The 18433-nt window shown below is 61.4% G+C and carries 24 protein-coding genes and 1 tRNA gene; 12 read left to right on the forward strand and 13 right to left on the reverse strand.

The genetic code is table 11. The features are described from left to right. The 3 genes from CQ12_RS45660 to CQ12_RS11345 all read left to right on the forward strand — a co-directional run. The coding region (locus CQ12_RS45660) for a hypothetical protein (protein WP_210180590.1) at positions 1-188 on the forward strand (188 nt) is incomplete at its 5' end. Positions 189-269: 81 nt separating this feature from the next. After that, positions 270-923 carry a TetR/AcrR family transcriptional regulator gene (locus tag CQ12_RS11340; protein ID WP_057835394.1) on the forward strand — a complete coding sequence of 218 codons (654 nt, stop codon included), beginning with the start codon at positions 270-272 and terminating at the stop codon, positions 921-923. Between the two features lie 7 nt (positions 924-930). Beyond that, positions 931-1428, forward strand: coding sequence for an Lrp/AsnC family transcriptional regulator (locus tag CQ12_RS11345; protein WP_057835509.1), 498 nt, complete (start codon positions 931-933; stop codon positions 1426-1428). 46 nt (positions 1429-1474) lie between these two features. Here the strand turns inward: CQ12_RS11345 and CQ12_RS11350 are convergent, their stop codons facing one another. Continuing rightward, positions 1475-1780: an ETC complex I subunit gene (locus CQ12_RS11350; protein WP_057835395.1), complete on the reverse strand. Its 306-nt coding sequence runs from the start codon at positions 1778-1780 to the stop codon at positions 1475-1477. Positions 1781-2012: 232 nt separating this feature from the next. Here CQ12_RS11350 and CQ12_RS11355 point away from each other — a divergent pair, with 232 nt between their 5' ends. After that, positions 2013-3173 carry an OpgC domain-containing protein gene (locus CQ12_RS11355; RefSeq protein ID WP_057835396.1) on the forward strand — a complete coding sequence of 387 codons (1161 nt, stop codon included), beginning with the start codon at positions 2013-2015 and terminating at the stop codon, positions 3171-3173. 16 nt (positions 3174-3189) lie between these two features. Here the strand turns inward: CQ12_RS11355 and CQ12_RS11360 are convergent, their stop codons facing one another. Further along, positions 3190-5001, reverse strand: a complete 1812-nt coding sequence (locus CQ12_RS11360; protein WP_057835397.1) for a carbamoyltransferase family protein — start codon at positions 4999-5001, stop codon at positions 3190-3192. A 336-nt stretch (positions 5002-5337) separates the two neighbouring features. On the opposite strand from CQ12_RS11360, the gene CQ12_RS11365 reads away from it, so the two are divergent. Next, entirely contained in the window at positions 5338-5631 is a 294-nt protein-coding gene (locus CQ12_RS11365; protein ID WP_057835398.1) for a hypothetical protein, read from the forward strand. A 111-nt stretch (positions 5632-5742) separates the two neighbouring features. Here CQ12_RS11365 and CQ12_RS11370 read toward each other — a convergent pair whose 3' ends face one another. The 3 genes from CQ12_RS11370 to CQ12_RS11380 are packed head-to-tail and all read right to left on the reverse strand — an operon-like array spanning position 5743 to position 8690. Next, complete coding sequence (locus CQ12_RS11370; RefSeq protein WP_057835399.1) at positions 5743-6843, reverse strand: amidohydrolase family protein; 1101 nt, start codon at positions 6841-6843, stop codon at positions 5743-5745. 39 nt (positions 6844-6882) lie between these two features. After that, positions 6883-7659, reverse strand: a complete 777-nt coding sequence (locus CQ12_RS11375; RefSeq protein ID WP_057835400.1) for a cyclase family protein — start codon at positions 7657-7659, stop codon at positions 6883-6885. Positions 7660-7706: 47 nt separating this feature from the next. Next, positions 7707-8690 carry a fumarylacetoacetate hydrolase family protein gene (locus CQ12_RS11380; protein WP_057835401.1) on the reverse strand — a complete coding sequence of 328 codons (984 nt, stop codon included), beginning with the start codon at positions 8688-8690 and terminating at the stop codon, positions 7707-7709. Positions 8691-8832: 142 nt separating this feature from the next. Here CQ12_RS11380 and CQ12_RS11385 point away from each other — a divergent pair, with 142 nt between their 5' ends. Genes CQ12_RS11385 through CQ12_RS11405 form a run of 5 tightly spaced genes read left to right on the forward strand, consistent with a single transcriptional unit; the run spans position 8833 to position 12744 of the window. Continuing rightward, a complete protein-coding gene (locus CQ12_RS11385; protein WP_347337422.1) occupies positions 8833-9702 on the forward strand; it encodes an ABC transporter substrate-binding protein in 870 nt (289 codons plus the stop codon). A gap of 10 nt (positions 9703-9712) precedes the next feature. Then, entirely contained in the window at positions 9713-10411 is a 699-nt protein-coding gene (locus tag CQ12_RS11390; protein WP_057835402.1) for a GntR family transcriptional regulator, read from the forward strand. Between the two features lie 4 nt (positions 10412-10415). Then, positions 10416-11219: an ABC transporter ATP-binding protein gene (locus CQ12_RS11395; protein WP_057835403.1), complete on the forward strand. Its 804-nt coding sequence runs from the start codon at positions 10416-10418 to the stop codon at positions 11217-11219. Beyond that, positions 11216-11980 (forward strand): ABC transporter permease, encoded by a 765-nt coding sequence (locus tag CQ12_RS11400; RefSeq protein ID WP_057835404.1) that lies wholly within the window; start codon positions 11216-11218, stop codon positions 11978-11980. The genes CQ12_RS11395 and CQ12_RS11400 overlap by 4 nt, the downstream gene beginning before the upstream one ends. Beyond that, entirely contained in the window at positions 11977-12744 is a 768-nt protein-coding gene (locus tag CQ12_RS11405; protein WP_057835405.1) for an ABC transporter permease, read from the forward strand. The genes CQ12_RS11400 and CQ12_RS11405 overlap by 4 nt, the downstream gene beginning before the upstream one ends. Before the next feature lie 341 nt (positions 12745-13085). Here the strand turns inward: CQ12_RS11405 and CQ12_RS11415 are convergent, their stop codons facing one another. From CQ12_RS11415 to CQ12_RS11440, 6 genes are all read right to left on the reverse strand, one after another. Next, complete coding sequence (locus tag CQ12_RS11415; RefSeq protein WP_057835407.1) at positions 13086-13310, reverse strand: hypothetical protein; 225 nt, start codon at positions 13308-13310, stop codon at positions 13086-13088. A gap of 79 nt (positions 13311-13389) precedes the next feature. Further along, on the reverse strand, positions 13390-13959 hold the full coding sequence (locus tag CQ12_RS11420) for a CAP domain-containing protein (protein ID WP_057835511.1): 570 nt from the start codon (positions 13957-13959) through the stop codon (positions 13390-13392). Positions 13960-14069: 110 nt separating this feature from the next. Further along, positions 14070-14146, reverse strand: a tRNA-Pro gene (locus CQ12_RS11425). Positions 14147-14209: 63 nt separating this feature from the next. Next, on the reverse strand, positions 14210-14707 hold the full coding sequence (locus CQ12_RS11430) for a DUF192 domain-containing protein (RefSeq protein WP_430642201.1): 498 nt from the start codon (positions 14705-14707) through the stop codon (positions 14210-14212). Positions 14708-14837: 130 nt separating this feature from the next. Continuing rightward, positions 14838-15503, reverse strand: coding sequence for a cold-shock protein (locus tag CQ12_RS11435; protein WP_057835408.1), 666 nt, complete (start codon positions 15501-15503; stop codon positions 14838-14840). A 212-nt stretch (positions 15504-15715) separates the two neighbouring features. Beyond that, on the reverse strand, positions 15716-16477 hold the full coding sequence (locus CQ12_RS11440; protein WP_057835409.1) for an SIR2 family NAD-dependent protein deacylase: 762 nt from the start codon (positions 16475-16477) through the stop codon (positions 15716-15718). Positions 16478-16782: 305 nt separating this feature from the next. Between CQ12_RS11440 and CQ12_RS44985 the strand changes: the two genes are divergently transcribed. Then, on the forward strand, positions 16783-16950 hold the full coding sequence (locus CQ12_RS44985; RefSeq protein WP_198164125.1) for a hypothetical protein: 168 nt from the start codon (positions 16783-16785) through the stop codon (positions 16948-16950). A 430-nt stretch (positions 16951-17380) separates the two neighbouring features. On the opposite strand, the gene CQ12_RS11445 is transcribed toward CQ12_RS44985, so the two are convergent. Together CQ12_RS11445 and CQ12_RS43620 are read right to left on the reverse strand one after the other, a co-directional pair. Continuing rightward, positions 17381-17566, reverse strand: a complete 186-nt coding sequence (locus tag CQ12_RS11445; RefSeq protein ID WP_057835410.1) for a hypothetical protein — start codon at positions 17564-17566, stop codon at positions 17381-17383. Between the two features lie 164 nt (positions 17567-17730). Further along, a complete protein-coding gene (locus tag CQ12_RS43620) occupies positions 17731-18066 on the reverse strand; it encodes a hypothetical protein (protein WP_157088141.1) in 336 nt (111 codons plus the stop codon). Between the two features lie 143 nt (positions 18067-18209). Here CQ12_RS43620 and CQ12_RS11450 point away from each other — a divergent pair, with 143 nt between their 5' ends. Further along, entirely contained in the window at positions 18210-18404 is a 195-nt protein-coding gene (locus tag CQ12_RS11450) for a hypothetical protein (RefSeq protein WP_057835411.1), read from the forward strand. Positions 18405-18433 lie beyond the last annotated feature (29 nt).

Genomic DNA, 18433 nt, shown 5'->3' on the forward strand with positions numbered 1-18433 from the left:
TGCGAAAACGAGAACACCGTCTCGCGGATCGCATCCGCGGTCTCGCCGAGGTCGAAATTGAGCAGCAGCGACCGGTTCGAGGCCATCATTCCCTCCGCAATGTTCTTGCAGTTAAACGATCATACGTTTTTTTACTATCCCTGCAAGCGGAACCGCAAAAAGGCCAAGGCACGCACTCAGGCTATTGAATTTACTATCATTTCATGTCAGAATTATACGATCATCCGCTCGTTTCACGACGGCGGCCGCCTTCCCTTTCCAGAGGCCCAATGGCGCGGACGATCGGCTCACACGGCCCCAAGACGATGGAGGCGATCCGCAAAGCCGGGCTGCGCCTGATCTTCGAGCACGGCTACGCCGCGATGAGCCTGCGCCAGCTCGCGGCCGAGGTCGGGATCCAGTCAGGCTCGCTCTACAACCATATCAGCACCAAACAGGAATTGCTGTTCGATCTGGTGCGGGATCACATCAACGAACTGCTGCGTCAGCTCGATCGCGCGCTGCAGGGCAAGCAGCAGCCGTCCGACAAGCTCCGCGCCTTCACAGCCTTCCACGTCACCTACCACATGACCAAGAAGCGCGAGGTGTTCATCGCCAATTCCGAGCTGCGCAGCCTGGAGCCGAAGAACTACGAGGAGATCGTGGCGCTGCGCGGCGCCTACGAGCAGCGGCTCGCCGCCATCCTTGCCGAGGGCGTGGCGGAAGGCGAATTCGAGGTGGTCGACATCCAGGTGGCGACCTTTGCGATCCTGGCGTTGCTGACCGGCCTCACCACCTGGTACCGGCCGGGCGGACGGCTCACCAAGGAGGCCATCGTCGCTGCCCACGAGAAGCTGGTGCTGTCGAGCGTCGCCCCGGCCGGAGCGCCGGATCGGGCAAGCCCGCGCACGCCCTCCCCGCTTGGTGGGCTGGAGCGTCGCTGAGATGCCCATGACGGAACATCACGCCCTCGACGAAATCGACCTCAGGATACTGGCCGAGCTGCAGAAGGATGGCCGCATCCGTAACAACGAGCTGGCTGAGCGGGTCGGCCTCTCCGAACCGCCGTGCCGGCGACGGGTTCGATCCTTGCGCGAGCGCGGCTATGTCAGCGCCATCAGAGCTACGCTGGACGAAAAACTGCTGGGATACGAGGTCATTTCCTACGTATTGATCCAGTTGCAGAGTCAGGCTCAGGCGACGTTGCAGGCGTTCGAAAAATCGATCGCGGCCATACCGCTGGTGCAGCAGAGCTGGCGGATTTCGGGCGATGCCGACTATCTGCTCAAATGCGTGGCGCGGAACGTCGAGGGCATGCACCAGCAGCTTCTGCAATTTTCTGGCATGCCCGAGGTCCGCCACATCAGGACCTTTCCGGTGCTCGGCGTCGCCAAGGATGCGCCGCTGCCGTTGCCCCGCGTTCCCTCGGCATCCGGCCCGGCGCAATAGCCATAAGCATCAGCGTCGCAATCGAAGCGCGTCGGTCAGGCTGCTCCTAGTGGGTCCAGGGCTCGACGCGCTTGAAGGCAAAATTATCGGCGTAAGCGGCCGCCCGGCGCACCGAATCCTTGGGCTCGATCACCTGGTAGGCAATGCCCTTGCGCTCGCAATAGGCGATCGCGTCTTCCTTGGTGTCGAAGTGCAGGGTGAGCTGCTGCTTCATGTCTACCGACGAGGTCCAGCCCATCAGGGGTTCGATCGCACGGGGCTGCTCGGGCTCGTAGTCGAGCTGCCATTCCCGGGTCTTGCCCCTGCCCGATTGCATCGCGTTTTTGGCGGGCTTGAAAATGCGTGCGGTCATGGATGGTTGAGTCCTCAGGCGATATGCGACACGGTAGCGGTTGGTGGAAACAGCTCGGATAGTATAGAGACACCTATCAGAAAACTTGACCGGTGATTCCAGACACCCGGATGTACCATTTCCGTATCGGTATAGTCATTATGCCGTACTGTGACAATCTAGGGACATCGGGCGGCCGGGCCCCGGTCTTGCGGCGCGATCTTCCCGAAAGCAGCAGCTCAAAGCGGCACCCATGAAAATCAACGCCACCCTGCCAGAAAAAGGACGCGACCTCCGGCTCGACCTGTTTCGCGGGGTCGCAAACTGGGCGATCTATCTGGACCACATTCCAGACAATGTCGTGAACTGGATCACCACCCGCAATTACGGGTTCAGCGACGCTGCCGACCTCTTCGTCTTCATTTCCGGCTATACGGCCTCGTTCGTCTATGCCCGGATGATGCTGGAACGCGGCTTCATCGTCGGCGCCACGCGGCTGACCAAGCGCGTCTGGCAGCTCTATGTCGCGCACATCATCCTGTTCGTGATCTACATCGCCTCGATCAGTTATCTCGCCTTGCGCTTTGGCGATTCCCAACTGGTCAACGACTTCAACGTCGCCGGCCTGATCGACAATGCCACCGAAACGCTGCGGCAGGGCCTGTTCCTGAAATTCAAGCCGGTCAATCTCGACGTGCTGCCGCTCTATATCGTGCTGATGGGCCTGTTCCCGCCGATATTGTGGTTCATGCTGCGCCAGCCCAATTTGACCATGCTGGCGGCGATCGTGCTGTGGCTGGTGTCGCGGCAGACCGGCTGGAACCTGCCCGCCTATCCGGTCGGCACCTGGTACTTCAACCCGTTTGCCTGGCAGGTGCTGTTCGTGTTCGGCGCTTGGTGCGCGCTCGGCGGCGCCCGCAATAATATGGCCATCATCAACTCGCCGATCACGCTGTATCTGTGCATCGCCTACATGATCTGGGCGTTGATCATGACCATGGCCGGCCGGTTCCCGGCGTTCGGCGAGATGTTCCCGCACTGGCTGTATTCGATGTTCAACCCGAACGACAAGACCAACCTCGCGCCCTACCGCTTCCTGCACTTCGTGGCGATAGTGATCCTGACAATCCGCTTCGTGCCGAAGGATTGGCCGGGCCTGGAGTGGAAGATTTTCGATCCGCTGGTGGTTTGCGGCCAGCAGTCGCTCGCGGTGTTCTGCGTCGGCGTGTTCCTGTCCTTTGTCGGGCATTTCCAGCTGTCGCTGAGCTCGGGATCGCTGCTTGTACAGATCCTCGTCAGCGTGACCGGCATCGCGATCATGACCGTCGTCGCCTACTATATTTCCTGGTCGAAGCGGCAGGACAAGCCGCTCAAGCCGCCGGCGCCGAAAGCCACCCCGGCGGCTTCCAGTTGAAGCACGGCAGCCGGCGTCAAGCCGGCTGCGCCGTCGACGCCACCAGCGTACGCACGTCGGCGTAGACGTTGAGTACCGGCGCCACCACCTTGTGCATCCTGTTCTTCGAAACGATGGTGTCGTGGATCACCAGATGATCGACGCCGGTGGTCAGGAAGCAGTTCACGGCATCCTGCGGCGTTTCCACGATCGGCTCGCCCTTGATGTTGAACGAGGTGTTGATCAGCACGGGAACGCCGGTCAACGCCTCGAACTCCTTCAGCAGGCGATAGAGCATCGGATTGGTTTGTTCGCGCACGGTCTGGACGCGCGCCGTGCCGTCGACATGCACGATAGCCGGAATCTTGTCGCGCCATTCCGGGCGCACCGGCTTGGCGATCAGCATGAACGGCGAGTCCTCCTCGCCTTCGAAGATTTCCTTCATGCGTTCGGCCAGCACGATCGGCGCGAACGGCCGGAACGCCTGCCGGTGCTTGACGCGGCTGTTGAGAATATCCTTCATCGCAGGTTTGCGCGGATCGGCCAGCAGGCTGCGATTGCCGAGCGCGCGCGGTCCGAATTCCGAGCGATCCTGAAACCAGCCGATCACCTTCTGGTCGGCCAGCAGTTTTGCGGTGTCGCGGCAGACATTGTCGCTCCTGACCACATCGGCCTGGATCCGCACCAGAAATTTCTGCAGTTCCTTGGCGACGTTCTGGTCGCTGTAGCGCCGGCCGACATAGGAATGATCCATCACGAAATCGCGGCGCTGCTTCAGGATCTCGAGCCAGCCGTAATAGGCGCAGCCGATCGCGATGCCGTCGTCGCCGGCCGCGGGCTGGATCCAGACATTCTCGAATCCGGCCTCGCGGGCCACCCGGCCATTCGCCACGCAATTCAGGGCGACGCCACCGGCCATGCAGAGATTTTTCGCGCCGGTGGTTTCACGCAGCCAGCGCGCGCGGGCCAGCAGCACGTTTTCGGTGTCGTCCTGCGTGCGCCAGGCCAGATCCTCCCAGTGCCGCATCGCGGGGCTCTTCTCCCAACTGCTGCCGGGTTCGAACACGTAAGGCTGTTTGAAGTCGGCGGTCCACTGCGGCACCTGCAGCTTGTCGCCGTTCATCTCGAGCAGATGCTTGACCTGGTCGCGGCGGCCATAGGGCGCCAGGCCCATCAGCTCGCCGCATTTATTCCAGTCGCCGAAGATGTAGGTCGAGGCGCGGCTGTAGAGCGCGCCGAGCCCGGACATGTTGTAGAACTCGTCGCTGAGGAAGCCGCGTTCCGGCTCCATCCATACCTTCTTCACGCATTCCAGCGTCTTGCCACTGAACTTGTAGTAGCTCTCGGACTCTCGTGCCAATGGCGTTGCCGTGTCGGCAGGCGGATAGGATTCCATGACGTCGGACTGGTAGCTGCCGACACCGTCGACGATCATCACCACGCCATCATCGAACGGCGACACCGCGAACGCACTATAGGCGTGCGCCAGATGGTGGGAGATCGTGACCACCTTGTCCGAATGCTTCAAGTAGAGCGGATGCTTGGCCGCGTCGCCGCGTTCGAAGTCCGGCAGGAAGCCCGGCGCGTCGAAATAGACCAGCCGTTCCTCCATTTCCGGGACCGGCATGATGTAACAGTTGCGCACGACGAGATCGATGTCGTCGAGCGTGATGCCCTCGGCCTCGAGGCAATAGTCGATCACTTCTTTGTAGAAGCCAGAGGCGTGCTTGGCGCGGGTGATCCGCTCCTTGGCGATCGCATACGCAATGGCGCCGTCGCGCAACAGGCAGGCGCTGACATCATGGTCATACGTGTTCAGGCCAAGGACGTAAGTGTGTTTTTTGGGCATGGGTACTCGTCAGGAGAGGATCATCTTGCGCTGAGAAACGGAGATCGTGTCGACATCAAGTTGTTGGCGTGACCTTGCCGGAATTTTTTCCAATTCTAGGTTCTGCAATGCACCATCCAAGTGTTCATCCAGTATTCAGATAGATGAACGGCGCAAGAAGCCGCGACAGATCGCCCATAACTTGACCTTACCTGCCCTTCTTAATAAAGTCCCAAAAGCCCGAAAGAACCTTAGTGAAAATATTGTCTTAGCGCATCTGAACCGAGGGCTTTCTCACGCGTCTAAGTGAGATAGTGCCGAAGTCCAGATGTTCGGAAGTGACCGGGAGATCCATGTATGGCTAAACGCTATAATATTCTGACCCGCTGCCTGGCAGCGCTGGCCCTGTTGTTCGTCTATGTCGCCAGCACCTCTGCCATCCTGGTGGGCGGGACAACGACATCGGCGCAGGCGCGTGGTGGCCGAGGCTACCGCGGCGGTGGCCGTGGCTTCTATCGCGGCGGTGGCCGTGGCTTCTATCGCGGCGGCCGAGGTTATTATGGCCGAGGTTACGGCTTCTATGGCGCACCGGTCGTTGTTGGCCGTCGCTGCTGGTGGAATGCCTACGGACAGCGCGTCTGCAGGTGGTGACATAGCTCGATCGCCGTCAGATCAGACGCGATCACGTGAGAATCAGGCGTGCCAGCCGGCACGCCTTTTTCTTTTGAGTAATCGGTCTTGTCAGCGCTGGCCGCACCCGGCCTAACCTGCAAGCCGCGGAATCAACTTAAGCGCATTGCCGCGCTCGATCGCCACGATCTGCTCTTCCGTAAATACGCCCGCCTCGCGCAATCCCTTCACGTGATCGCTGCCGGTGCGGTACGGGAAATCCGTCCCGAACACGATCTGCGACGGCGGTATGGTGGCCGCGAGCGCCGACATCGAACTGCGGTTGGAGGTTTGTGCGGTGTCGTAGAAGAAGCGCTTGAGCTCTGCGAGCGTGCCATCGGGCACGGTCTCCTTCGCCTTCGGCGCCAATAGCGGATGGCGCACGAAGCGTTCGATCAGGAACGGCATCGTCCCGCCCGCATGCGAGAAGATCCAGCTTATATCGGGAAACCGCCGCGCATTGCCGGAAAAGACGATGTCGGCGATGGTGCGCGTCGTGTCGGTGCCGAACTCGATCATGACGGGCGGCTGCGTCGGCACCAGGTTCACGCAGCAATTGGCCGCCGTCGGATGGGTGTAGACCAGCGTCTTGCGCCGGTTGAGCTCCTCCATGACCGGCAGGAATAGCGGGTCGCCAAGCCACTTGTCGCCATAGCTCGTCATCAAGGCGATGCCGTCGGCCTTGAGCGTATCGAGCGCATAAGTCAGTTCGCGCAGGCTGCCTTCGGCGTCGGTCAGCGGCAGCATCGCGAAATTGCCGAAGCGTCCGGGATAATCCGCAACCAGCTTTGCGGCGTATTCATTCGACTCGCGGCAGAGTTTTCGTGCAGCGTCGCCTTTGGTGAAATTGACCGCGGGCGTGGTGACTGAGAGCATCGACGTGGCGATGCCGGCCTTGTCCATGTCAGCCAGCGACTTCTCGATGGTCCAGTTCTTCATCAGCGGATCGCCGAACCCTGCATCGTTCGACGCGGTCACATAGGTCGGCGGTGACAGATGATGATGGACGTCAATCCGGAACGGTTTTGTTTCGGCGGTTTGCGCTGTTGCGCGGTCGCCACCACCGATGGCGGCAGTCAGCGCCAGCGCACCGGCGCCGAGCAGGAAGCCGCGTCGGCTGGACGTCGGGAGTGATTGAGTTGATGGACTACAGCAGAAGCATCCCCGCAGGCGCGGCGCGCGCAAATCCGTCATTCGTTCTCTCCCGGTTTTTGTTTGTTGTTGCGTAAAGCCTCAGCCGTCGAGAATGGCAACCGCCCGGGTCCAACCCGCGGAAGCGCGCTCGATCTTCACCGGGAAGCACGACACCATGAAGCCGGTCGAGGGCAGTTGCTCGAGATTGTGCAGCTTTTCGATGTGGCAATAGCCGATGTGGCGGCCGGCCTTGTGGCCTTCCCAGATCAGACTGGCATCCTTGGTCTCGGCATATTTCTTCGCGGTGTAGACAAACGGCGCGTCCCAACTCCAGCCGTCGATGCCGGTCAGCCGCACGCCGCGCTCCAGAAGATACATCGTCGCCTCGTAACCCATGCCGCAGCCGGAGGTGACGTAATCCTGCTGGCCGTATTTGACGCCGGCGCTGGTGTTCACCACCACGATCTCCAGCGGCGACAGCGTATGGCCGATGCGCTTCAGTTCGGCTTCGACGTCCTTGGCGGTCACGACATAGCCGTCAGCCAAATGGCGGAAGTCGAGTTTCACGCCCGGCTGAAAACACCATTCCAGCGGCACCTCGTCGATGGTCCATGCGCGCTCGCCGCGGTTCATGGTGGGATGGAAATGCCAGGGCGCATCCAGATGCGTGCCGTTATGGGTGGAAAGCGATACCTGCTCCACCGCCCAGCCCTGCCCGTCAGGCAGGTCTTCCGCCTTCAGCCCATCGAAGAACTGCAGCATGCGCGGCAGGCCCTGCTGGTGATCGATATACTGGATGGTCGGGTGATTGCCGGGCGGATCGGCCGGCACGTCGTTTTGCAGGGGAACGGAGATGTCGATCAGTTTGCGCGCCATGGCGTTTCCTTCAGTCTGATGTTCTCTTGCTTCGTCGCCGGAAGCGACTATTGCCGCTCGACCCGGTTCTTCAAAGTGCCGATCTTTTCGACCTCGAGCTCAATCGTATCGCCGTGCTCGAGATACCAGCCGAGTTCGAGGCCGCAGCCATTGCCGACGGTGCCGGAGCCGATGAACTCGCCGGGCATCAGGGTCTCGTCCTTGCTGACATGGGCGATGATCTCCTCGAACGAGAACAGCATGCCCTCGCTGACCCCTTGCGAGCGCATCTTGCCGTTAACGCGCGCTTCCATCTTCAGTTTGTAGGGATCGCCGATCTCATCAGGCGTGACGATCCACGGCCCCATCACGTTGCCGCCGTCGAAACTCTTGCCTTTCGCCGGCCCCAGGCGCCCCTCCATTTCGATGCGCTGGGCGTCGCGCGCGGAAAAGTCGTTGAAGATCGTGTAGCCGAAGATGTGATTCTTGGCCTTGGCGGCAGAGATGTTGGCACCCTTGTTCCTGGTGACGATGCCGAATTCCAGTTCATAGTCCATCACCTGGCTGTAGCGTGGCCATTTCACCGTGGTGTTGGTGCCGCGCACGCTGAAGCGGTTGGTGATGTAGTAGATCGGCTGCTTGCGATAGACCTCCGGCAACTCACCGAGCGGCTCGGCCTCGATCCGCGCCAGCTCCGCCATGTCGTTCCTGGCGCGCGCGGCGAGCTTGAGCTGTCCGCGCGGGGCCTGGAGGATATGCAGCGGGAACGACATGCCGTCGCGCATCTGCCGCGGCTCCGGGACCGGCGCGAGGACTCCCGCCGTTGCTGCCGCAATCGACAGGCTCTCGTCCTGCCCGTGCTTCTCGAACGTCTTGGCCGCCTGTTCGAGCGCAGCGTCTCCGGCGTCGATCAATGTGAGCATCGAGGCAAACGCCGGATTGGCGCTTCCACTCCTGTTAGCTGCAGCCGCGAGATCGAAAATGCGCGTATCGCCCCCATGCACGATTCCGATCTTGTCCTGTCCGCCGGATTTGAATGTCGCGAGTTTCACTGAATGCACCCCTTGTTTTCTTCAAAAATATATGATCAAAGAAAATATCGATAATCAAGTCAGAAAAATGTGTTGTAGGGAGAACGCCGTGAAAAAGGTCCTTACCGCCCTCCTGCTCAGCGTGGCGCTGACCGGCACCGCCATGGCGCAAGCCAAGATTCAGGTCGGCTGCACGGCGACCTCGGACTGCGCCTCTGCCATGGTGGCGATCGACGAAGGCATTTTCAAAAAGCACGGGCTCGAGGTTGAGATGACGCCGATCGGCATCAACTCGAACATCCCGGCGGCGATCCTGTCGAACTCGATCCAGATCGGCGGACCGACCTCGACGGTGTTCCTGCAGGCCGTCGATGGTGGCCTCGATCTCGTCGCCATTGCGGGCGCGACCGTGATGAATCCGGTGTCGAACGGCAACATCACTGCCTTCGTCCGCAACGGCATCACGATCAAGGAGCCGAAGGATTTCGTCGGCAAGAAAGTCGGCGCACCCGGTCTCAATGCCTTCCTGCACGTGCTGTTCGTGAAATGGCTGGTCGAGAAGGGCGTCGATCCCAAGGGCGTCAATTTCGTCGAGGTCACCTTTCCGACCATGGCCGACATCATCAAGTCGGGCGGTGTCGATGCCGTGCTGACGGCCGAACCGTTCGTGACCCGCATGACCAATGCCGGGCTGGGCTCGGTCGGCGCACGCTATGCCGTCGAACTGGCACGCACCGATCCGATCATCTTCTATGCGGCGTCGCGCGAATGGGCGGACAAGAACGCCGCGGCGATCAAGAAATTCCGCGAAGCGCTCGCTGAATCCGCCGTCATCGTCAACGGCGACCGCGAAAAGGCTTCGAACTCGATTGCAAAATTCACCAAGCAGCCGATCGAGCTGGTCAAGGCGACGCCGCCGAACCAGTCCGAACCGGCGCTCAAGCCCGAGCAACTGGCCTGGTGGATCGAGGTGATGTCGACACAGAAGATGCTGCAGTCGAAACTCGACCCCTCAAAGCTGGTCCTGAAGTAGGATTTTTCCGATGCCGGTCTCCGACCGCCAGGCAAATCGACCGGTGACAGACGCCACCACGCTGAGCGAACGCGCGGCCACGCTGGTCGAGCAGGATATCCTCTCCGGCCATCTGCCGCCGGGGGCCCGCCTCGGCATCGTCGATCTCGTGCAGCGTTATGAGATCGGCGCCACGCCGCTGCGGGAGGGCCTGTCACGGCTGATGTCGCGCGGGCTGATCGTCGGCATCGGGCAGCGCGGCTTTCGCGTCGCCGATATCAGCCGCGAGGATCTGCTCGACATCACCACGATGCGCACCGCGATCGAGGTCGAAGCCATCAGGCTCGCCATCACCAATGGCGACGATGCCTGGGAGGCCGGCATCGTCAGCGCGCTGCACCAGATGCGCCGCCATATCGAGCGGACCGGTGACGAGTTCCGCGAAGGTGCCGAGGATTTCGACCGGCTGCACAAGGGCTTCCATACTGCGCTGCTGGCGGCCTGCGGTTCGAAACGCCTGCTGGCGGCCCATTCCGATCTCTACGATCAGGCTTATCGCTACCGGCGCGTGATGATGAGCTCCTTCGACAGTGGCAAGAAGTTTGTCCGCGCCCATCAATTGCTCGCCGACCGGATCATCGCACGCGACGTTCAGGGTTCACAGGCGATGCTGACGGCGCATCTGCGCTCGACCATGGACTTCGTCTATCCCTCAGGCAGCGAGAGCTGACATCATGGCAAGCGCCGCAAAACGCCTCGACACCGTCCCCGGCACGCCTGCGCCGCAGATCGCATTCGATGGGGCCACGCTTGTCCTTGGCGGCAAGACCATCATCGAGAATCTGAGCCTCGGCGTACAGCCCGGCGAATTCCTCTGCATCGTCGGCGCCTCCGGCTGCGGCAAGACCACGGCGCTGCGTCTGGCCGCCGGTCTCTACCAGCCGACGAGCGGACGAGTGAATTTCGACGGCCAGCCGATGCGCGCGCCGCGCCGCGAGATCGCAATCGTGTTCCAGGACTACGGCAAGGCGCTGCTGCCATGGCGCACCGCGGCCGGCAATGTCTCGCTGGCACTGGAAGCGGCCGGCATGCCGTCGGCCGAACGCCCTGCCCGCATCGAAGAATTATTGCGCACCGTCGGCCTGCCCGGCCATGCCGGCAAATATCCGTCCGAGATGTCCGGCGGAATGCAGCAGCGCCTGCAGATCGCCCGCTGCCTGGCGCAGGAGCCGAAGACGCTGCTGATGGACGAGCCGTTCGGCGCACTGGATGCCATGACGCGGCAGGGATTGCAGGACGAGGTGCTGTCGCTGATGGCGGCGAGCGGCGCCACCGTGATCTTCGTGACCCACGATCTCGACGAAGCCATCTATCTCGGCGACCGCGTCATTGGCTTGCTGCCGCATCCGGGACGGATCGGCATCGAACTGGCGGTGAACCTGCCGCGGCCGAGGGACCAGCTATCGACCCGCGAGCATCCGGAATTTTTGCGGCTGCGTCGGCAGTTGTTCGATTTCATCAAGGCGACCGAGCAATGACGGCGGGCTCCGCCAAGGCGCTGGCGCTGCCGCTTGCCGTGCTGGCAACATTCGAGCTCTGGGCGCGCGCCACGCATCTGCAGAGCGACAGCCTTGCGCCGCCGAGCGACATCGTGGTGGCGCTGTTCGGTGCCTTCGCCGATCTCTCCATCCTGGCAGCGACGCGCGACACGCTGTTTTCGGCGTTCGCCGGGCTTGCGATCGGCACGATCATCGGTCTCGCCTTCGGCATTGCGTTCGGAATCTCCGATACGCTCAACCGCCTGATGGAAGTAACCGTCGAAGCGATCCGCCCCATTCCCTCGATTGCGCTGCTACCGATTGCGCTGATCGCGCTCGGCTTCGGCTACCGCATGGAAATCGTCATCGTGGCTTTTGCCTGCGTCTGGCCGATCCTGATCCTCTCCCGCGCCGCCGTGCGCAGTATCGAGCCGCGGCTGATGGAAGTGGCGCGCGCGTTGCGGCTGCCGCCGGCGCAGCGGGTATGGAAGATCATCATCCCGGCGGCGCTACCGCGAATCTTCGTTGCCTTCCGCCTGTCGGCCGGCATCGCTCTGATCGTCGCCGTCACGGTCGAAATCGCGATCAACCCGCTCGGGCTTGGCGCCGGTATCATGCTGGCGCAGCAGGCGCTGCGCCCGGACCTGATGCTGGCCTATCTGGTGTGGATCGGTGCCATCGGCTACGCGCTGAATGTTCTTCTGGTCGTGGCCCAGAACCGCCTGTTCGGCCGCGCCGCTTTGAGCGGAGCCGACCGATGAACCGCGCAGCGATCCTCTGGCGGGTGGCAAGCTTTGCGGTCGCTGCCAGCTTCGTCGGGTTATGGCAACTGATCGCCAACCTGAAACTGGTCTCGCCGGTATTCCTGCCCGGGCCTGATCGAGCCTGGGCAGCGCTGGTGCGCGGCTTCTCCTCGGGCGATCTCTGGAGCAAGCTCGCCGGTACGCTCGAACATATGGCCTATGGCTGGCTTCTCGCCTCCATCGCCGGCATCGCCATCGGCGCGATCATCGGATCGTCGCGGACGATGCGGACCTATGTCGCGCCCTCGCTGGAATTTTTGCGGCCGCTACCGGTCTCGGCGATCATTCCGGTTGCGATCGCCATGCTCGGGCTGACGCAGGCGATGGCGCTGTTCGTGATCTCCTTCGGCGCGATCTGGCCGATCATGCTCGCAACCATCCACGGCTTCGCCGCGGTCGAACCGCGGCTCTACGAGGTCGCGCGCTCGCTGCAGATGTCGCGGCTAGCCGTAATATTCAAGATCGCGCTGCCCTCCGCCAGCCCCGACATCCTTGCCGGCATGCGCCTCAGCCTGACGGTGGCGCTGATCCTCTCGGTGGTCTGCGAAATCCTGGCCGGCCTCGACGGCCTCGGTCACTGGGTGCTGCTGTCGGCCCGCGCGTTCCGCTCGGCCGACTTGTTCGCCGGTGTCATCCTGTTAGGGGTAACGGGCTATGTGACGTCGGTTGCGATGTCGCTGGCGGAGCACAAATTGCTGGCGTGGCAGGCGGCGCAGCGCTGATCGCCGATGGCCGCGCCATTGTGGCTACGTTGTCCGCGACAGGGCGAGCCAAAACCTCCGGCTCCTTCGACGCGGTCATCAGGCGCCGGCAAGCCCGTGCGATCGCGCGCCAGAGCGCGCGAACGCTGAAGGTGACGAGCACCTCATGGTGCCGCATCCCCTTGCCGCCCTTGACCAGCCCGAGATCGCGGATGATGCAATACGTCCCGCTGCTCATGCGGGCGAACTTCGCACCTCGAAAATGATTGCGCACACGCGACAACATGCACGCAGCTTGCACTGCGGATCGATTCCGTCAATCTTGACCGGCAGCGAATCAACCCGCCGAAATGCGAAAGCCGTCAGAGCGTTGCGTTGTTGCTGCGATCGCCGATGCGATAGAGTTGCGCGGTCCTGACAGGCAAACGATTGAGTATTTCGCGCCGCTCGTTCATGCGCGCGCTCGGCGAATCCGGCTGTGCGAAATATTCGAGGATCTGGATCCTGATTTCCTCCGCGAGCGGACCCTCGACCTGGCGCATCCGATTCCAGAGCCGGATGATTTCCCGTTGCTTCTCGACGTCCATTGGTCACCTCCGCAGATGATCAATGAGAACATAGCAGGAACAAAATTGCAAGCCGCAAAATTTGACGGCGGTGAAGGTCCTAGAAACAGAGGCTGAGAATTTTCAGCCGGCAGTTCTCGGCGGCGCGTGACTTCGACTTCGCAACATTTGCCTGCTTTGATTCCTTCGGCGAGTCTTTTGGCGAACTCTTCGGCGAACCCTTGGGTGAACCCTTGGGCGCCTTGGGACGTTCATAGTCGCCGGCGATCACCATGGCCCAGTACATGCGGCCGGTCTTCGCGCTCTTCACGCTGGCAACACCGACGCGCGTCGCGCCGGGCAACAGCAGGTTTTTCCGGTGCCCTGACGAATTGATCCACTGATCGAGGGTTTTGGGAAAGCTGTCGTAGCCGTAGGCAATGTTCTCCGCGGCCCGGCCTGCGCCTGCAGGGTTTACACGCGTCGTGAACCGGCCAAGGACATCGTGATCGAGCTGATCCTTGGCGGCCATCGCCTGGGCCTGATCGTGCGCGATGCGTGTGAGCGTCGCATCCAGGGTGACGCGCTTCTCGCCGTGCTTGAGCCGGAAATCAGAAATCATCTGCGCGGGATTGGCCGCAGCCGTCCGGCACCCCGCTACGGCGACAAAACAAATCGCAAACCCCAGCAGAAGGGCCTGCCGCGCCAGGATAATCGTCTTCCTACCCGCCACAAATGTTCCCCTGCCCCTCCCGATGGGAAGCCTCAATCGAAAAGGACGCAGCAAGTCATTGATTTTGTTGGTCGGGGCAGCTGGATTCGAACCAACGACCTGCAGTACCCAAAACTGCCGCGCTACCAGGCTGCGCTATACCCCGATCCCCTGGGAATGCGTCGATACACGCTAAAACCGCTGCCAGCAAGGCGACGGAAGGCTGGGCTCAGCGCTTGTTGAACAGCGGATGCGCCACCCGGTCGCCGGGCTGAATTCCATATTTTTGGGCCGTGCCGGCAATCACTTCCAGCACGCCCCTGGCGAGCCCGCCCGATGAAATGATCTTGGTGGACATCGGCTCGGTATTTTCGGCGATCCGCAGGATGCGGCCGTCGGCGCGAATGAAGATCATGTCGAGCGGGATGTAGGTATTCTTCATCCACATCGATATCTGCTGCTCCGGCGAGAAATCGAACAGCATGCCTTTGCCATCAGGCAATTCCTTCCGGTACATCAGCCCCTGAGTCTTTTCCTCCTCCGTTGTCGCCATCTCGACCGAGAATACCTGCACGCCCGATTTGGTGACGATCTCGAGCGGCTGAATGCTGGCGGCCCTTGCGGCGGGATTGGCGCAGAGCGTGATGAGCACCGCGGCGGCCGGCGCCAGCGACGCCATCAGGCGGCCCGCGATGCGAAGCCGCACAATCATCGAAGCGAAATTCATCAAAGCACTCACGCGGAAATCTTGAGGGGGAATTGCCGGCGAACCCTACCCCAGGGATTGCGGCAAACGCCAGAGGCCGCCGCGCAGGTGCACGGCGGCCGGCTCACGTTTCCGTCAGTAGGCCGGTGGACTAATGCGAGGACAGCGCCGACGGTCCGGTCTCGGGATGGATCTCGGCCGCCATCATGCCCTTGGACCCGGGCCCGAAGCGCACCAGCACGTACTGGCCCGGCCGCAGCTCGGTCATGCCGAAACGGCGCAGCGTTTCCATGTGGACAAAGATGTCCGGCGTGCCCTCGCCGCAGGTCAGGAAGCCGAACCCGCGCAGCCGATTGAACCATTTGACCTGCGCCCGCTCCAGCCCGCTGGTCGGCGTGACGCTGACATGGGTCCGGGGCGGTAGCATTTGCGCCGGATGGATGGCGGTCGATTCGTCCATCGAGACGATTCGGAACGCCTGATAGCCCTTGGCGCGCTGCACACATTCGACCACCAACCGCGCACCTTCGTACGCCGTCTGGTAGCCGTCGCGCCTGAGCACGGTGACGTGCAGCAACACGTCGGGCCAGCCATTGTCGGGCACGATGAAGCCGTACCCCTTCGAAGCGTCGAACCATTTGATGACGCCCGATATTTCGACAAGGTTGGCTGCGGCATCGCCGAGCCCCGATAGTGCATCCACCGCCGGGTCGCGTTGCGCTCCGGTTGTGTATTCACCTGGTCCAATCCTGTTTTGCCCTGTTCCGCCTGGTGGCGGGCCCCCGAGCTTCTTGGACCCAAATTCGTCCGACCCCATGACCCCGGACCTCACACTTCTCAAAAAAGCGGCCCGCTGTCGCCGAAGCGGACCGGAACACGCGCCCTACCATGACCATCATGCTAACGCAGCGCGAATCTCTCGAATCAAAGATAACACTACCGATTGCGGCGCATAGCTAAAAAACAATTCGGGCGAGAACTATAAACAGACTTGCAACGGCCACGAATCAATCACGAATCAGTTGGCGATCAATTGCCTACAAACGGTCCGAGCGTCTCTCCGATGTCGTGACGGATCACCAGATCGGCCACATCATCCTGTTCCGTGGGCTCGTTGTTGATGATCACGAGCCGGGCGCCGCAGTTCCTGGCCATGAGAGGAAAACCTGCGGCAGGCCAAACAACTAGCGAGGATCCGATCGCCAGAAACAGATCGCACTGCTGGGCCAGTTCGGTGGCGCGTCGCATCTCGTCTTCCGGCATCGCCTGTCCGAAAGAAATCGTCGCGGTCTTGATCGGCTCATCGCAGCGGATGCAGTCGGGCGCGCTGCCATTTTCTTCGAAACGCGCCTTTACCCAAGGAAGATCATAGGCATGCCCGCAGCCGATGCAGCGGGCATAGGTGGTATTGCCATGCAGCTCGATCACGTCGTCGGCCCTGAAGCCGGACGCCTGATGCAAATTATCAATATTCTGGGTGATGATCGCGGGCGTCTTGCCGGCCTTGTAGAGCGAGGCCAGCGCGCGATGTCCGCGGCCGGGCCGGGCCGCTGCAAAAGTCTCTTCCATCGCAAAGCGCCGCCGCCACGCCTCGGCCCGCGCGTCGGCGCTGGCGACGAATTCGTCGAACGGGATCGGCCGGTTGCGAGTCCACAGGCCGCCGGGCGAGCGGAAATCCGGAATGCCGCATTCGGTGGAAATGCCGGCACCGGTAAAGGGGACAATACAATTAGCTTCGGCAATCATGTTACCGAGCTGCTCGACGCCGCTGCGCAAATCCTTGGCGATCACCGCTGATGTTTCCGAGTTGTTGGGCTGTGCGAACTATAGCACGGCCGTTCGGATTGCCAGATCGATGCGCCCTGCCCGACGAAGCGACACGTGCATGGCTATCAAGCCGCCTTATGCGTCGCGCTGTCGTGCTGCTTTGTCAGGCTGGCTTTGCAACCGGAACCCGCATGAGCGACAAGAATGCGCTGCGCCTTATCCACCGCCTTCGCTTCCATCGGCCGCGCGATCTCAATGCGTCCAATTCGCGCCCCATTCGCGCGGGCCAATGACGCGGGGCGCGAATCAAACAAGAAGACGGATGGGCGATGACGGAGAAGGAAGAAAGACTCGCGCGCGATCGCGCCGAAATCGCCGCACGCGTAGCGAGCTTCAGGGAAACCCAGCAGAAGTTCGAACGCGCACGCGAGGAGTATTACGAGACGACGCTGGCGAAAGCGCTGAAGGGATCCGGTCGGCCCTCGTTCTGGCGTTGAAGCAGAACCGGCCGCAGTTGCGTTATTGCCGATGGAATATGACGCGCGGAACCCGCAGGAGAGTTCCGCAACCGAGATGGAACGAAGCCGACGCCTCGATGTTTTCCCCTCAAGTGCAGCAACCTTGCGAGAGGTGAAAGCACGAATGACCCCGTCGACATCTGCAGATGTAGGCGGGGTTTTTCATCTTCGAGCAGACCGGCTGTGCTCGGCATCACAAGCCATGCGATCGCGCAGGGCTGACCATCGAATTGCGCGGGAACTATTTTGCCTCCTGTGGAGTTTACCCGTGCGGAGAAGTGCGTCATGCCCGTGTGGATGGAAATTCTGATCAACGTGATCGGTTACGGTGGCTTCATCGCCATCGCGACCTATCACAGGTCGCCAGACGAAAATTTTCCGGACCGTTGAATGCCGGAAATCGGGGGCATCAGTTCGCCTTATGCGGTTCACCCGCGGTGCGGACCAGCCTGTCGGCCTTGAGCAGCGCCTGACCGCTTTCAGCTTGCGGCCGCAATGAAAAGCTGATGACGACGAAGACGAGGCACAACAGCAGGCCGACCGCCATGACGCGCCGGTGAGTCGGCTTGTCCGCGTTGTGAAACGAAGGGAACATGGCCTGTTTTCCTCAAGGCCATGCCTATCGCAACGCTGGGTACCCACAACGCGATTTGCGTTTTAAGCTAACCAAATAGGGTTATCTGCGTTTTCTCCGTGAATTTGAGACGACAATTGCAGCGCCGTCGACTTCCGCACGCGCTCGGCTTCGCGCAAGTGTTTTCAGTCGTCGGCAGTGCGACGAAGGTGAAGCAAAGCAATCAGGCACCTATCGAGAAAAGACTCCTTTTGTTCTTCTGGAACGAACAGGGGGTGCATTTTCCGGCACGATTGCCTTCTTAAGATACCGTTACCCACGATGCCGACCGTCGAACCTTTTTGGCGCCATCCGCACTCATCTAAAAAGGTGCTGCGATGACCCAAGCCGACCACTACAGAGAGCAGTCCACCAGGGCCCGGCGGCTCGCCGAAGCCGTGAAGGATCCAGAAGCCTCGAAGAAGCTGATTGAGATGGCCGAGGAATTTCGCCTTTACGCCGAGCGGCTGGAGCAAACGCATTAGAGCTCTCGTTCGGGCACGCAAACGATGGAGGCGTTAAGCCTCTATTTACCGCCTTGCGTCATAGCCCCCTCCCGTTAACCGAACCTCTTTACAAGACGTAAACACGGGCCTGACAAATTTGGACCAGGAGGGTTTATCCCATGGTCATTTATCCCGTACCGGCAGAAGTGACACAGGCCAGAATACAACTCGTCGTCGATCAGACCGCCAAGGCGCCGGCGCATACGATCAATCAGGATCTGCAAGCCGTCGACCACGCCAAGGCAGCCGCCATAGAAGCGGCCCTTGCCAACCTGCAGGCTGAAGAGCCGCCGCTGGTGGACGTCAAGGTCTGAGCTGACGGGAAATACTATCTTGCGCGGGA

Source organism: Bradyrhizobium jicamae (genome assembly GCF_001440395.1).
GTDB classification, from domain to species: domain Bacteria; phylum Pseudomonadota; class Alphaproteobacteria; order Rhizobiales; family Xanthobacteraceae; genus Bradyrhizobium; species Bradyrhizobium jicamae.